Annotated in this window: 16 protein-coding genes and 2 pseudogenes; 8 read left to right on the plus strand and 10 right to left on the minus strand. The window is 66.4% G+C overall.

What is annotated here, in order from left to right; all coding sequences use genetic code 11:
* Positions 1–106: 106 nt before the first annotated feature.
* Positions 107–451: a divalent-cation tolerance protein CutA gene (gene cutA / locus VIF40_RS00725; RefSeq protein WP_331935598.1), complete on the minus strand. Its 345-nt coding sequence runs from the start codon at positions 449–451 to the stop codon at positions 107–109.
* Between the two features lie 123 nt (positions 452–574).
* Here cutA and VIF40_RS00730 point away from each other — a divergent pair, with 123 nt between their 5' ends.
* The 5 genes and pseudogenes from VIF40_RS00730 to VIF40_RS00750 form a co-directional block, all read left to right on the plus strand.
* Positions 575–907 carry a Rieske 2Fe-2S domain-containing protein gene (locus VIF40_RS00730; RefSeq protein ID WP_331935599.1) on the plus strand — a complete coding sequence of 111 codons (333 nt, stop codon included), beginning with the start codon at positions 575–577 and terminating at the stop codon, positions 905–907.
* 235 nt (positions 908–1,142) lie between these two features.
* A complete protein-coding gene (locus tag VIF40_RS00735; RefSeq protein ID WP_331935600.1) occupies positions 1,143–1,814 on the plus strand; it encodes a hypothetical protein in 672 nt (223 codons plus the stop codon).
* A 181-nt stretch (positions 1,815–1,995) separates the two neighbouring features.
* Complete coding sequence (lepA, locus tag VIF40_RS00740; protein ID WP_331935601.1) at positions 1,996–3,801, plus strand: translation elongation factor 4; 1,806 nt, start codon at positions 1,996–1,998, stop codon at positions 3,799–3,801.
* Between the two features lie 74 nt (positions 3,802–3,875).
* A pseudogene (locus VIF40_RS21390) lies at positions 3,876–3,962 on the plus strand (hypothetical protein); the annotation flags it as partial.
* A 73-nt stretch (positions 3,963–4,035) separates the two neighbouring features.
* Positions 4,036–4,176: pseudogene (locus VIF40_RS00750) on the plus strand (Txe/YoeB family addiction module toxin); the annotation flags it as partial.
* Positions 4,177–4,197: 21 nt separating this feature from the next.
* On the opposite strand, the gene VIF40_RS00755 reads toward VIF40_RS00750, so the two are convergent.
* The 3 genes from VIF40_RS00755 to VIF40_RS00765 all read right to left on the minus strand — a co-directional run bounded on the left by VIF40_RS00755 (position 4,198) and on the right by VIF40_RS00765 (position 6,148).
* Positions 4,198–4,989 (minus strand): DNA-binding domain-containing protein, encoded by a 792-nt coding sequence (locus VIF40_RS00755; protein WP_331935602.1) that lies wholly within the window; start codon positions 4,987–4,989, stop codon positions 4,198–4,200.
* The gene (locus tag VIF40_RS00760) at positions 4,986–5,831 is read right to left on the minus strand and encodes a DUF692 domain-containing protein (protein ID WP_331935603.1); all 846 of its coding nucleotides are present in this window, start codon (positions 5,829–5,831) and stop codon (positions 4,986–4,988) included. The genes VIF40_RS00755 and VIF40_RS00760 overlap by 4 nt, the downstream gene beginning before the upstream one ends.
* Before the next feature lie 86 nt (positions 5,832–5,917).
* Positions 5,918–6,148 (minus strand): hypothetical protein, encoded by a 231-nt coding sequence (locus VIF40_RS00765; RefSeq protein ID WP_331935604.1) that lies wholly within the window; start codon positions 6,146–6,148, stop codon positions 5,918–5,920.
* A gap of 215 nt (positions 6,149–6,363) precedes the next feature.
* Here VIF40_RS00765 and VIF40_RS00770 point away from each other — a divergent pair, with 215 nt between their 5' ends.
* Positions 6,364–6,822 (plus strand): hypothetical protein, encoded by a 459-nt coding sequence (locus VIF40_RS00770; protein WP_331935605.1) that lies wholly within the window; start codon positions 6,364–6,366, stop codon positions 6,820–6,822.
* Between the two features lie 125 nt (positions 6,823–6,947).
* Here the strand turns inward: VIF40_RS00770 and VIF40_RS00775 are convergent, their stop codons facing one another.
* From VIF40_RS00775 to moaA, 3 genes are all read right to left on the minus strand, one after another.
* Complete coding sequence (locus VIF40_RS00775) at positions 6,948–7,823, minus strand: NAD(P)-dependent oxidoreductase (protein WP_331935606.1); 876 nt, start codon at positions 7,821–7,823, stop codon at positions 6,948–6,950.
* Between the two features lie 80 nt (positions 7,824–7,903).
* The gene (locus tag VIF40_RS00780; protein WP_331935607.1) at positions 7,904–8,689 is read right to left on the minus strand and encodes a transporter substrate-binding domain-containing protein; all 786 of its coding nucleotides are present in this window, start codon (positions 8,687–8,689) and stop codon (positions 7,904–7,906) included.
* Positions 8,686–9,726: a GTP 3',8-cyclase MoaA gene (gene moaA, locus VIF40_RS00785; RefSeq protein ID WP_331935608.1), complete on the minus strand. Its 1,041-nt coding sequence runs from the start codon at positions 9,724–9,726 to the stop codon at positions 8,686–8,688. The genes VIF40_RS00780 and moaA overlap by 4 nt, the downstream gene beginning before the upstream one ends.
* A 134-nt stretch (positions 9,727–9,860) precedes the next feature.
* Here moaA and VIF40_RS00790 point away from each other — a divergent pair, with 134 nt between their 5' ends.
* Positions 9,861–10,238, plus strand: a complete 378-nt coding sequence (locus VIF40_RS00790; protein ID WP_331935609.1) for a DUF971 domain-containing protein — start codon at positions 9,861–9,863, stop codon at positions 10,236–10,238.
* 59 nt (positions 10,239–10,297) lie between these two features.
* Here the strand turns inward: VIF40_RS00790 and VIF40_RS00795 are convergent, their stop codons facing one another.
* The 3 genes from VIF40_RS00795 to VIF40_RS00805 form a co-directional block, all read right to left on the minus strand.
* Positions 10,298–10,876: a L,D-transpeptidase gene (locus tag VIF40_RS00795; protein ID WP_331935610.1), complete on the minus strand. Its 579-nt coding sequence runs from the start codon at positions 10,874–10,876 to the stop codon at positions 10,298–10,300.
* A gap of 230 nt (positions 10,877–11,106) precedes the next feature.
* Positions 11,107–11,517, minus strand: coding sequence for a MucR family transcriptional regulator (locus VIF40_RS00800; RefSeq protein ID WP_331935611.1), 411 nt, complete (start codon positions 11,515–11,517; stop codon positions 11,107–11,109).
* A 404-nt stretch (positions 11,518–11,921) separates the two neighbouring features.
* The gene (locus VIF40_RS00805; protein WP_331935612.1) at positions 11,922–13,451 is read right to left on the minus strand and encodes an FAD-dependent oxidoreductase; all 1,530 of its coding nucleotides are present in this window, start codon (positions 13,449–13,451) and stop codon (positions 11,922–11,924) included.
* Positions 13,452–13,633: 182 nt separating this feature from the next.
* Here VIF40_RS00805 and VIF40_RS00810 point away from each other — a divergent pair, with 182 nt between their 5' ends.
* Complete coding sequence (locus VIF40_RS00810; protein ID WP_331935613.1) at positions 13,634–14,122, plus strand: CDP-archaeol synthase; 489 nt, start codon at positions 13,634–13,636, stop codon at positions 14,120–14,122.
* The last annotated feature ends 73 nt before the right edge of the window (positions 14,123–14,195 follow it).

A 14,195-nucleotide genomic window follows, 5' to 3' on the forward strand; every position in this document is an offset into this window, starting at 1 on the left:
CTCCGCGCGCAATGCTTTCCCGAGCCGGCGGACGCGCGGCGGCGCGGCGGCGGCCAGCGCGACGATCTTTGCCTGTCGTGGCTTGCGTGAAGCTGGGCGGGGCCCTTCAGCGGCCGGCGTCGCCGCGCGTCGTGGCGCGCGCGGCCCAGTCGAGATAGGCGGGGTCGCCGGCGGAAACGTCGAGGCGCAGGATTTCCGGCGTCTCATAAGGATGTGCGGCGCGAATGGCGGCGGCGAGCGCGTCGTAATCGGCGGCGCGGGCCTTGGACTGCACCAGAAACTCCGGCTCGGCGCGGGTCTCGCCGTCCCACACGTAGAAGCTGCGGATCGGGAAGATCTGGACGCAGGCGGCGAGCTTTGCCGCGAGAAGGGCGAGGGCGATCCGCTCGGCCCCCGCCTCGCTGTCGATCGTCGTCTGGATGACGCAGAATTTCGGCTCTTTTCCGCTCACCGCGGCACTATGGGCGCGCCAAAGGGCGAAATCAACGCGGTGGGCGGACGGCTCGGCGCTTTTCTTGCTGGGGGAACGGCGAGCGGCCGCGGAGCGACGGCCGATATCCGGAGAGCTAGGGACATGTTCACCAGGGTCTGCAAGGAAGACACGGTTTTCGAAGGCGAAATGCGGCTCGTCATCGCCGATTCCCATGTCATCATCCTGGCTTGGGCATTCGGCGGCGAGATCAAGGGCTTCCAGGGCGTGTGCCCGCACACCAACGCGCCGCTGGAAACCGCCGATTTCGACGGGGAGGTGCTGACCTGTCCCCTCCATAATTGGACGTGGGATCTGCGCACCGGCGATCCGATCCATCCTCAGGAAAGCCGGCTGGCGGAATATCCGGTCAAGATCGAGGACGGCGTCGTCTATATCGACACGGACGGCGTCACGCCCCTGCTCGCCGAGCGCTGAGCGCGCGGCGGCGGTCCGGGCCTCGATCGGCCTCGTATCCGATCCGGACGAGGTGTAATTCACAAGCGGTTGATCTCATTGCGTCGAGCGCTAGGTGCGGTTCGGCGCGCGCAGATCGACGAGATCGGCCGTGAGCGGGCGCGAAAAGAGGGAGACGATTCTGCTTTTGCCGAATCGTCAAAATTCTCTATGTTTCGCGCCGGATGCGTCTCTAGGCCACGAAGAGAGGTAGGAGATGAACCTGTCCGAACAGCCCCCCGTCCCCGAGGAGGCGTCGAACGGCGTCGACGCCGTGAGCCTGGACGCGCAAATCGAGGCGATCAAGGCGGAGCGCGATCGTCACGCCTCCGACAAGATCGAGCTCATCACCAAGGCCAGCGCTCTGTCGAAGGATCTCGACGCGGCGCGCGCGCAGCTCGCCGCCGCGGCGGAAGAAAAAGACGTGGCGGTTTCCGCCGCCGTCGCCGAACGCGACGGCGCGGCCGCGCATCGCGATCGGCTGAGCGCCGAGCTCGACGCCTTGCGCGCGGAGCTCGCCTCCGCCCATGGCGCGAAGGAGAAGGCGGCCGCGCTCGCCGCGCATGCGAGCGCCGAGATCGGCTATCTGAAGGAGAGGCTCGCCGCCGCCGGCTCGCCCGATCCGCTCGTCGTGCTCGCCGATTACGCGCGCGAGAAGACCATCGCCGCCGTGGCCTGGACGCGGGCGAAAATCCCGGAGGGTCACGCGGCGCTGCCGTGGTTCGATCGTTTCATCGAGGCGGCGACGACGGCCGGCCGGATGACCGCGAGCTTCCTGCGCTGGCTCGCCCCGCGCCTCGTCGAAGCCTATCAATGGGCCAAGCCCCGCGTGCTGGAGCTCTACGCCAAGGCGAAGAGCGAGATCGAGACGCGGTTGAAGCAGAGCTGAGCGCTCGGCCGGATGGTTTTCGAGCGGCGCGCGGCCCCCGGGGCGCGCGCCGTTTTCACAGGCGGGTTTTCCGGCGAGCGCCGTCCGCGCATTCGTCGCGGCTGGACGGCAGGGAGCGGAGCCCACCCGCTTCTGTCAAATCCGCTTCCCTTCGCCCCCCGGCGCTGCTATCCCCGGCCCCATGACGACGCGCAAAATCGACAATATCCGCAATTTCTCCATCGTCGCGCATATCGACCACGGCAAATCCACGCTCGCCGACCGGCTGATCCAGGCGACGGGGACCGTCGCCGCGCGCGACATGGTGGAGCAGGTGCTCGATTCGATGGATATCGAGCGCGAGCGCGGCATCACCATCAAGGCGCAGACGGTGCGCCTCGACTATAAGGCGAAGGACGGCAAGGATTACGTCCTGAACCTCATGGACACGCCCGGCCATGTCGACTTCGCCTATGAGGTCTCGCGCTCGCTGAAGGCCTGCGAAGGCTCGCTGCTGGTCGTCGACGCCAGCCAGGGCGTCGAGGCGCAGACGCTGGCCAATGTCTATCAGGCGCTCGACGCCGGCCATGAGATCGTGCCGGTGCTGAACAAGATCGACCTGCCGGCGGCCGAGCCCGAGCGCATCCGGCAGCAGATCGAGGACGTCATCGGCCTCGACGCCGCCGACGCCGTGCTCATTTCCGCCAAGACCGGCATCGGCATTCCCGATGTGCTGGAGGCGATCGTCACCCGCCTGCCGCCGCCGCTGGGCGACGAGGAGGCGCCGCTCAAGGCCATGCTGGTCGACTCTTGGTACGACGCCTATCTCGGCGTGGTCGTGCTGGTGCGCGTCATCGACGGGCGGATGCGCAAGGGCCAGAAGATCGTGATGATGGGCGCCGACGCCCATTACGAGGTCGACAAGATCGGCGTGTTCAAGCCGAAGATGCTCGACGTCGCCTCGCTCGGCCCGGGCGAGGTCGGCTTCATCACCGCGCAGATCAAGCAGGTCGCCGACACGCGCGTCGGCGACACCATCACCGAGGACAAGAAGCAATGCGACGCGCCGCTGCCGGGCTTCAAGCCGGCGCAGCCGGTGGTGTTCTGCGGCCTGTTCCCGGTCGACGCGGCGGAGTTCGAGGATTTGCGCGCCGCGATCGGCAAGCTGCGCCTCAATGACGCGAGCTTTTCCTACGAGATGGAGACGTCGGCCGCGCTCGGCTTCGGCTTCCGCTGCGGCTTTCTGGGCCTGCTGCATCTCGAGATCATTCAAGAGCGCCTGCGCCGCGAGTTCGATCTCGACCTCATCGCGACGGCGCCGTCCGTCGTCTATAAGATCAAGCTGACCAATGGCGAGGAGATCGAGCTGCACAATCCGGCGGATATGCCGGATGTGGTGAAGATCGACGAGATTCTCGAGCCTTGGATCAGGGCGACGATCATGACGCCGGACGATTATCTCGGCTCCGTGCTGAAGCTCTGTCAGGATCGACGCGGCGTGCAGGCCGATCTCAATTATGTCGGCAAGCGCGCCATGGCGGTCTATGACCTGCCGCTCAACGAGGTCGTGTTCGACTTCTACGATCGCTTGAAGTCGATCTCCAAGGGCTACGCCAGCTTCGACTATCACATCACCGATTATCGCATCGGCGATCTGGTGAAGATGAGCATTCTGGTGAACGCCGAGCCGGTGGACGCGCTCTCCATGCTGGTGCATCGCACGCGCGCCGATTCGCGCGGCCGGCAAATGTGCGAGAAGCTCAAGGAGCTGATCCCGCCGCATATGTTCCAAGTGCCGATCCAGGCGGCCATCGGCGGCAAGATCATCGCCCGCGAGACGGTGCGCGCCTTCCGCAAGGATGTGACGGCGAAATGCTACGGCGGCGACGCCACCCGCAAGCGCAAGCTGCTCGAGAAGCAGAAGGAAGGCAAGAAGAAGATGCGCCAGTTCGGGCGCGTGGAGATCCCGCAGGAGGCGTTTATCGCGGCGCTGAAGATGGAGGATTGACCTCCGGCGGGCTTCCCGCAGGCGGCGCCGAGTCGTCCCCCTCTCCCCCCTCGCGGGATTAGCGGAGACGTTCCATGCGTGGCCTGCGGCTGATCGAGACGCGTCGCGCGCGCCAGCTTCGGCGGGAGGCGACCTCCGCGGAAAAGATCGTCTGGAGCCGTCTGCGAAATCGGCGGCTTCAAATTCGTTCGCCAAGAGCCCATCGGCCCTTTCATCGCGGATTTCATTTGTTCCTTTGCGGGGACGGGAAAGCCCGAGCCTTTGCGCGGCGATCTGCGCGGCTGGCACTCCAGGCGCATCACGCTCGAGCATAAGCTCGTCTATCGGGTCGAGGGCGAGAGCCTATTCGTCGCGCAATGCAGCTATCATTATTGACCGCTGAGGTCGTTCGCGCCTTCACTCCTCCGCGCTCACCTGCGCCGCCACCACCAGCCCTTCCTGGAACCATCCGGTGAGCATTTGCGCGAGGCGCTCGGGCGAGGCGTCCTCGAGATCGCGGAAGGCCGCCATCTGGCAGATGTCGCCGAAAGCGTGGCCTTCCATCGCCAGAGACAGCGCCAGAAATTCGTCCGCCTCCAATTCGCAATGCACGGAGTCGAGATCGGCGCGCCATACCGCGACATGGCCGCGCTGCTCGTCCGGCGGCGGAAGCTCCTGCTGCTCCATCGCCGCCTCATGCGTCGCGATCGTGCCCGCCTCGAGCTCCAGCAAAATGAGGCTCGGATGAAAGGCGAAGGAAAGGCTCGGCCATTGCTCCGACGCGAAGCCGCCGAGCGCGTCGATCGTCAGCGGCTCGGCGTCGGGCGCATCGAAAGCGTCGGTGAGCGCGCGCTCGAATGAAGCGAGGTCGATCGCCCGCGCATTGTCGCGCCACTCGGCGCTCTCGCGCAGAAAATCGGGAAGCCGCGTCGTGTACCAGCGGGCGTTGCGCTGGCGCGAGGGCTGCGCGCCTATATAGGCGTCGGCGAGCGCGTCGAAGGCCTCCTCGCCGATGAGCGCGCGCAAAGCGGGAAAGTCGGCGGCCAGAAATTCCGCGAGCCGCGCGCGATAGGCGTTCACATAGACGCCGAAGAGTGTGGTGCGGTCGGCCTGGGCCGAATTCTTCACCGATTCGAGAATGCGCGCGCCATCCTCCGCGCCGGCCAGCACGCCGGCCTGGAACATCGCCTGAAGATCGGCGAGCCTCATGCGGCGCTCCGCGCGACGTCGGCGTCGATGCGCGCGGCGATCTCGCGCATATGGCCGAGCTCGGTCAGCAATTCGTCGAAGGGCGGGAAATTGTCGTCGCGCTCGATCATCGTCGAGACGGCGCCGAAGCGCCGCCGCGCGCGCTCGTAGAGCGTCCACACCTCGTCGCAGACCGGCTGGTCGTGCGTGTCGACGCGATGCGTGCCATTGTCGGTATGGCCGGCCATATGGAATTGCGCCACGCGATCGGGATTGATCGCGTCGATGAATTCGTTCGGGTCGAAGCCGTGATTGAAGCCCGACACGAAGACATTGTTGACGTCGAGCAGCAGCATGCAGTCGGCGCGGCGCGCGAGCTCGTCGACGAAGGCCCATTCGCTCATCTCGGATTCGCGAAAGGCGACGTAGGTGGAGGCGTTCTCCACGACGAGGCGGCGTCCGAGGAAATCCTGCACGCGCATCACGCGCTCGGCGACATGGGCGAGCGCTTCCTGCGTATAGGGAATGGGCAGCAGATCGTGCAGCGTGACGCCATGCACGCCGGTCCAGGCGAGATGGTCGGAGACCCAGGCGGGCTCTATGCGCTCGGCCAGGGCCTTCAATTCGCGCAGATAGTCGAAATCGAGAGGATCGGTCGAGGCGAGCGACATTGCGACGCCATGCATCACGATCGGATAATCGGCGCGCACGCGCTCCAGCATGGCGGTCGGGCGGCCGCCGCCGATCATGTAATTCTCCGAAATGATCTCGAACCAGTCGACGTTCGGGCGCGTCGAGAGGATTTCCTCGTAATAGATCGGCCTCAGGCCGAGGCCGTGTCCCAATGGGGCGGGTCTGCTCATCTCTCGCGCTCCAACTGCCTTTTCGCGTCGCCCCCGCCACGAGAATCGATCGCGTCGAGAACGGCGCGATCGACGGCTTCGATTCCTCAGCGGCCGGAGCAGGAGCCCTTGGCGCTGCAGGACGCCTTATGTCCCTTGTTGTGCTTGCAGACGCCTTTTTTGGTCATGCACTTCGTCTTGCCGCCGCAATGACCTTTTTCCATATTGCAGACGTGTTTGGAATGCTTGGCGGAGGCCTGCGTCGAAACGCCGCCGGCGAGGGCCAGAGCAATTGCCGCGGCGGCGATGGTCGAGCCCGAAACGATCTTGGCTTTCATTTTTTCTTCTCCATTTTCGCCCTTCGCCCGCAGGCGAAAAGCGCGACCTGGGCCTCCCCAGGCCGGGCGCGACCATAACACTCGCGGAATGATTTGAAAGGTGGCTTCATTTTTCGTCGCGGCGGCCGTTACGGGCGTGGTTGACAGTTCAGCTGCAGCTTTCCATTCTCGTTTTCGCCGCCCGGCGGGGACGGAGTCGAGTGGGGAGATTTGTGATGTCGTATTTTCATGGTGGAAAAATTCTATTGATCGGCGCGGCGGTCGCCTGCGGCTTCACGGCGCTTCTCGCCTCGCCTTCGCAGCCCCGCGCGCAGGAAGAGCCGCTCTACGAGCCGCTCGTCGACCGCGACGCGCGCGGCTTCAAGGAAGTGAAATTCGCCAAGGATCTCGCCTTCTGCCGCAATCGCGCTCTGCCGCAGGAGCGCGCGGCGCGCGCCGGCGCGGCCCAGGCGGCGGGCGGCGCCGCTCTGGCGACGGCGGGCAATATCGCGCGCTACGTGCCCGTGCCGGGCTGGGGAGCGGCGCAGGGCCTGTGGGCGGGCGGCAGCGCGGCGGAGGCCGTCGGCTCCGCGGCCGCCGGACAAGGCGCCATGTCGGCGGATCAGGCGATGCAGGACTATGTTCTCGTCGTGAACGCCTGCCTCGAGCGCCGCGGCTATCTGCTGCTGCGCTGAGCGCCGGCTCCCGAAACGCGTCGCTCGAAAACGCTCATGGCGCGCGTCATCGGAATCGAAGGGAGCAGAAGAGCGAGCCTTCAGGCTCGCTCGCGCGAACCCTCAATTTCAAATGAAGCGGCGCGCTAGTCGCGCAGCCGCGCGATGAGGCTCGACGTGTCCCAGCGTCGGCCTCCCATGCCCTCCACCTCGGCGTAGAACTGATCGACGAGCGCGGCGACCGGCAGGCTCGCGCCATTGCGGCGCGCCTCGGCGAAGCAGATGCCGAGGTCCTTGCGCATCCATTCGACCGCGAAGCCGAAATCATACTCGCCGGCGAGCATGGTCTTGTGGCGGTTCTCCATCTGCCAGGATTGCGCCGCGCCATTCTTGATGAGATCGACGACCGCCGCGCCGTCGAGCCCGGCGCGGGTCGCGAAATCCAGCGCCTCGGCGAGGCCCTGGACGAGGCCGGCGATGCAGATCTGATTGACCATTTTGGTGAGCTGGCCGGCGCCGGACTGCCCCATCAGCCGGCAGGCGCGCGCATAGGCGGAGACGACCGGCTCGATGCGCGCGAAATCCGCCGCATCGCCGCCGCACATCACCGTCAGCGCGCCATTTTCCGCGCCCGACTGGCCGCCGGAGACCGGCGCGTCGAGAAAGCCGAAGCCGCCTTTTTTCGCATGGGCGTGGAGCTCGCGCGCGACCTCGGCCGAGGCGGTGGTGTGATCGACAAAGACCGCGCCGGCTTTCAGCGAATGGAAGGCGCCGTCCGCGCCGATCGTGACCTGGCGCAGGTCGTCGTCATTGCCGACGCAGGCGAAGACGAAATCAGCGCCCTCGGCGGCGAGGCGCGGCGTCGGCGCCGTCTTCGCGGAAAATTGCGCGGCGAAGCGCGCGGCCTTCTCGGCGGTGCGATTATAGACGACCACCTCATGTCCGCCGCGCGCGACGAGATGGCCGGCCATCGGATAGCCCATCACGCCCAATCCGATGAAGGCGACTTTGAGATCGGTCATAGCTCGGTCCTCTGCGGTGATCGCGAGCGGGCGAAGCAAGGCCGAGGCCGGCCGCCCGGCTCTAGCGCGGCTGGCTCGCTCTAGCGTATGTCGAAATCGAAATATTTGGCGCGGATCGCGCGATAGCTCCCATCGGCGACGATGGCGTCGAGCGCCGCGTCGATCGCGCGCTTCAGCGCGGCGTCGCCCTTGCGCAGGCCTATGCCGAAACCGCCGCCGAAATAGGCGGCGTCCGGCGGCAGATCGGCGACGATGCGACAGCAGCGGCCTTCCTTGCGCTCGCGCAGAAAATCGACGGCGGCGAGCTTTTCCTCCGCGACCACGTCCACGCGGCCCTCGGCGAGGTCGAGCATGGCGGCCTCGAGTGTGGCGTAGCGCTGGACCTCGCTCTCCTTGAATTTGTCTTCCGCATAGGCCTGCTGCGGTCCGTCGGCGACGACGCCGATGCGCGCGCCTTGCAGCGCTTTCGGCTCGGCGCTGGCGAGCGCCGATTGCCGCTGGGCGATCAGCGCGGACGGCCGATGCGCATAGGGCTTGGAGAAGTCGATTTTGCGCAGCCGCTCCTCGTCGATCTCCATGGCGGAGACGACGAGATTATATTGCCGGTTCTCGAGGCCCGAGACGAGGCTCTCCCAATCCTGGGTGACGAAGACGCAATCGGCGGCGATGCGCCGACAGATCTCGCGCGTCAGATCGATCTCGAAACCGGCGAGCTGATTATTGGCGTCGAGATAGTTGAACGGCGGCCGCGCGCCCTCGCTGGCGATGCGCAGGCGCAAGGGCTCGGCCGCCGCCGGAGCGAGGAGGAGGGCGATCGCCGCCGCGGCCGCGGCGAGGCGCCGGATTGTCGCGAGGCGCCGGATCATCCTCCGGTCGTGCTCATATGCCGCGCGACGGCCGGCGACCGCGTGGCGCGGTCGATGATGAAATCATGCCCCTTGGGCTTGCGGGCGATCGCCTCGTTTATGGCCGCATGGAGCGAGGCGTCGCTGGCGTCGGCGCGCAGCGGCGCGCGCAGATCGGCGGCGTCCTCCTGGCCGAGGCACATGAACAGCGTGCCGGTGCAGGTCACGCGCACGCGATTGCAGGATTCGCAGAAATTATGCGAGAGCGGCGTGATGAAGCCGACGCGCCCGCCGGTCTCGGCGACGCGCATGTAGCGGGCCGGGCCGCCGCTGCGATAGTCGATCTCCTCCAGGGTGAAGCGTTCGGCGAGCCGGTCGCGCACATGGGTGAGCGGGATGTATTGGTCGATCCGCTCGCCGCCGTCGATCTCGCCGAGCGGCATCACCTCGATGAAGGTCATATCCATGCCGCGCTCATGGGCAAAGCGCGTCAGCGCGACGAACTCGTCCTCGTTCACGCCCTTCAGCGCCACGGCGTTGAGCTTCACGTCGAGGCCGGCGCGCAGCGCGGCGTCGACGCCCGCCAGCACGCGCTCATGCTCGCCGGTGCGCGTCAATTGTCGGAAACGCTCCGCATCGAGCGTATCGAGCGAGACATTGACGCGCTTGACGCCGCAATCGGCGAGCGCCTGAGCGAAGCGCTCGAGCTGCGAGCCGTTGGTGGTCAGCGTCAGCTCGTCGAGCCGGCCGGCGAGGAGGTGGCGCGACAATCGCTCGAACAGCGAGAGAATATCGCGGCGCATCAAGGGCTCACCGCCGGTGATGCGCAGCTTGCGCGTGCCGCGCTCGACGAAGGCCGTGCACAGCCGGTCGAGCTCCTCGAGCGTCAGCAGATCGCGGCGGGGCAAAAATTGCATATGCTCGGACATGCAGTAGACGCATCGAAAATCGCAACGATCCGTCACCGAGACGCGCAGGTAGGAAATGGCCCGTCCGAACGGGTCGAGAAGCGGCGCGGGGGCCGTCGGATCATAGGCGATTTTCGGATGCGGATTCATACAGTCGACCGTTTGCGGCGCCCCGTCCGGCGTATAGGGTCCCGAGAGGGTTCAGCCTATATATTGACGGAATGGCCGCGCGTGAAGCCCCAACGGGCCGGGCGGACGGGCGACGAGCGGAGCGGGAGAGGGAAATGGCCGACGCCGACATTTGGCCGAGCGAGATACGCCTCATGGAAGAGGGGCGCAAGCTGCGGGTGAGCTTCGAGAATGGGGCGAGCTTTGATCTTTCGGCCGAGCATTTGCGGGTGCGCAGCCCCTCGGCCGAGGTTCAGGGCCATTCGGAGGAGGAGCGCAAGACCGTGGGCGGCAAGCGCAATGTGGCCATAATCGGCGTCGCGCCGGTCGGCCATTATGCGGTGCGGCTCGATTTCGACGATCTCCACAACACCGGCATCTACACTTGGGGCTATCTCCACACGCTCGGCGTGGGCGGCGAGGCGGATTTCGCCGCCTATCTGGGCGAGCTCGGGGCAAAGGGCCTCGATCGGGATCGTCCGGGCGAGCGCTGAAAAAAAATGCGCCGAGCCTCGTTCCGGGCTCGGCGCATGTTTTTTCGAGCGATCGGGGATCAGCGCGTCACGATGACCCGCGCGCCGACGCGCACGCGCTCATAGAGATCGACGACGTCCTCATTGGTCATGCGGATGCAGCCGGACGACACGGCCTGGCCGATGGTCTCCGGCTCGTTGGAGCCGTGGATGCGGTAGAGCGAGCCGCCGAGATACATGGCGCGCGCGCCGAGCGGATTGGTGAGTCCGCCCTGCATATGGCGCGGCAGGTCGGGACGGCGGCGCAGCATTTGCGCCGGCGGGGTCCAGGCCGGCCATTCGCGCTTGCTGGAGACATAGCGCGTTCCGGTCCATTCGAAGCCCGGCCGGCCGACGCCGACGCCATAGCGGATCGCCTGATTATTGGCGAGCACGTAATAGAGCCGACGTTCATTGGTCGAGACGATGATGGTGCCCGGCGAATAACCGCCAGGGTAGGACACGATCTCGCGGGCGACGGCGGTCGCCTGCGGCCGAACGTCGGCCGGCTGTCCACGCGGACTCAAATCGAACAGTCCGGCCAAGCTCCCATTTTCGTACGCAGACCCGGCCGAGCAACTCATGATAAAAATGCACAGAGCAACTGCGATACGCCGCATGAGCTTCCCCCATTCGCATCAGTGACAACAATCGAGCGGCCGCGGTCGCCGGGGCGACCGCGTTGCGAGGCCGGATGTGTGGTCCGGCGTCGTTTCCTCGCACGCCTTCGCTCGACGCGAAAGCGTGCGGAATGATCTAAAAAAAATTTCGACGGGCGAAGCGGCTGCGGCGCGGCCGGCGGCCTAGGAGCGCGCCGCGCTCGCGGCGCGCGCTTCGCGGATCGTCGAGGTCAGCGGGCGCTGCGGCGACGACGCTGCTGGCCGAGGCCCATTTGCTTGGCGAGCGTGGAGCGCGCCTTGGCGTAATTGGGGGCGACCATCGGATAGTCGGGCGCGAGACCCCATTTCTCGCGATACTCTTCCGGCGAGAGACCATATTGCGTGCGCAAATGGCGCTTGAGCGATTTGAACTTCTTGCCGTCCTCGAGGCAGATGATGAAATCGTTGGTCACCGACTTGCGCACCGAAATAGCGGGCTTGGGCGCTTCGACAGGCTCGGCGACCACGCCGGAGCCCACACGCATCAGCGCGCCATAGACATCGTTGATGAGACCCGGAAGATCGCCGGCCGGAACCGAATTGTTGCTCACATAGGCGGAAACGATGTCTGCCGCGAGTTCGATGTTGTTCGTCGATGTCATCTCTTCACTCTTCACTTTCGCGTTTCGGCGCCGGAATTCCTGACGGGGCGGCGCGGCAGACGGGGCGGAGCTCGGCATACTCGGGGGCGAGCAAGTCTGCGCCGTATCGACCGCAAAGACATTGTCGGGTATACATCAATGCTATACCGCCCGCAACTAAATCGTAACGAAGTTCCACTAAATCTGGGCATAAATATTTGCTGCGATTGCTACGTAGAACTACGGCCAGAAATCGAGCGGCCGCCGCCGCTCGCGTTTGACTTGGGCGGCCCGGGTCCCCGTGCGACGTGAAAGGAACCCGCCGCCGTTCGGCAGAAGAGTGGGTTCCGCTCATGCCTCGTTTCGAAGTCGCTGATGTCACGTTTGGAAGTCGAATGCAGCGTCTGCGCGCAGACTATGCTCGCTCAACCGCCGGTCGACTCTTCGAGCTCCACTTCGGCGTGTAGATTGGCGAGATCCCGGCCGATCGTCGCTACCGCCATTCTGTGATCGCGGCAGAAATAGGTCACGACGCAATCTTTGTTCTCGACGCTGCCGGCGATCTCGACGCGATCCCAGGCGCGGGCGTGTCCCACATAAGAAATCGTCATGTCGTAATGCCGGCTCCAGAAGAAGGGCGCCGCCTCGAAACGCTGCTTGGCGCCGAGAATGTTGCGCGCCGCGGTCTGGCCTTGACGCTCGGCGGTGACGAAATGCTCGATCCTGATCCTCTCGCCGCTGCGGCGATCCGGCCAGCGCGCTATGTCGCCGGCGGCGAAGACCCCGGGCGCGCTGGTTTCCAGATATTCGTCGACGAGCACGCCGCGATCCATCGCGAGCCCGGCCTCCTCGGCGAGCGTCGAGAGCGGGCGAACGCCGACGCCGACGACGACGAGATCGGCGTCGATCGTCGTCCCGCTCGCCAGCGCGACATGATCGGCGCCGATCGATGCGACGGTCTCGCCCAAATGGAAGACGGCGCCATGCGCCTCGTGAACCGCGCGCACCAGTCGGCCGATGTCCTCGCCCAGAGTCTTCTGCATGGGCGTCGCATCGGGCGCGACGACATGGACCTCGAGCCCGCGCTCGCGCAGTGCGGCCGCCGCCTCGAGGCCGATGAAGCTCGCGCCGATCACCGCGACGCGCGACGCTTGCGCCGCCGCGGCGATGATCGCGCGGCTGTCGGCGAGGCTGCGCAGATAATGGACATGCGTCCGCTCGGCGCCGGGAATTTGGAGACGCACCGGCTCGGCGCCCGTCGCCAGCAGAAGCGCGTCATAGCGCAGCGGCTCGCCATGCTCGAGGCAGACGAGACGCGCGCCTGGATCGATGGCGCGCACACGCGTTGCGAGCATCAGCTCGATGCGCCGATTCTCGTAATAGTCGCGCGGCCGCAGCGGCAGCCAGTCCTCCGGCGCCGCGCCGGCGAGATAATCCTTCGACAGATTGGGCCGGTCATAGGGCGCGGCGGCGTCGGCGCTGACGAGGATCAGCGAGCCGGAATAGCCCGCCTCCCTCAGCTCATGCGCGGCGGCGAGACCGGCCGCGCCGCCGCCGATGACGACGACGCGTCCGAGCGTCGGCGGAACGCTCGCGCGCTCGCGCCGGGCGGGGTCGATCTTGTCTGTCGCGAACAGGAGGTCGCCGCGCCTTTCCGTGCGCCAGCAGGGGATGGGATCGAGCGCCGGCGCCCGCAAGGCGCTTCCGTCGCGCAGGCTGAAGCAGGCGTGGTGCCAGGGACAGCGGATCGTGTCGCCGACGACGAGGCCTTCGGCGAGCGGGCCCTGATAATGGGTGCAGAGGGCGCCGATCGCGAAGAATTCGTCGCCACGGCGGATGAGCAGCGCCGGCTCGGCGCCGACGCGGCCGGGCAGGGCGGCGCCGTCGGCCATATCGGCGACAGCGACGCCGAGCGAGAAATCGGGGCCCTCGGCCGCCGTTGCGCCCTCGCCCATGATTCGCCTCAAGGGATTTGCCGCGCCGTGCGGGCGCCACACGATATTTAGAGAGACCCATTCCCGCCGACAAGGTCACGACGCGCGAAACAGACCGGCGCGAAAGAGCGGCCGGCGCGAGAGCCTCCGCTATATGGCGAAGGAGCCATGAGCCCTGGCGTGACGGGGAGGGATGCGACGCCATGGATGGAGCCCAGATCCTCAGACTGCTGCTGCTGCTGATCGTCGCCAATGGCGCGCCCATTCTCGGCAAGCGGATGCTCGGCGCGGCCTTCGCCTGCCCGGTCGACGGCGGTGCGCGCTTTTTCGACGGACGGCCACTGCTGGGCGCGTCGAAAACCTGGCGCGGGGTGGCGCTCGCCATTCTCGCCGCCACGCTCTGCGCGCCGCTGGTCGGATTGCCGGCTTCGCTCGGCGCGCGGCTCGGGGCCTTCGCGATGGCGGGCGACCTCTTCTCGAGCTTCGTCAAGCGCCGGCTGGGCCTCGCCGCCAGCAGCCGCGCGCCCGGCCTCGATCAGATTCCCGAAGCGCTGGCGCCGCTGCTCGCCATCGCCTCTCCCGCGGCGCTCGGCGTCGCGGAGATCATCATCGTCACGGGGCTGTTCTTCTTCGGGTCGCAAGCGCTCTCGCGGCTGATGTTCGATCTTCGCGTGCGCGAGCGCCCGTTCTGACGGCCGGGATAAATCGGCCGAATATTCGAGACTTTTTTGAAATGAAGCGGGCGAGGCCGCCGCCTATGGTGGC

Source organism: Methylosinus sp. (genome assembly GCF_036560965.1).
Classification (GTDB): Bacteria; Pseudomonadota; Alphaproteobacteria; order Rhizobiales; family Beijerinckiaceae; genus Methylosinus.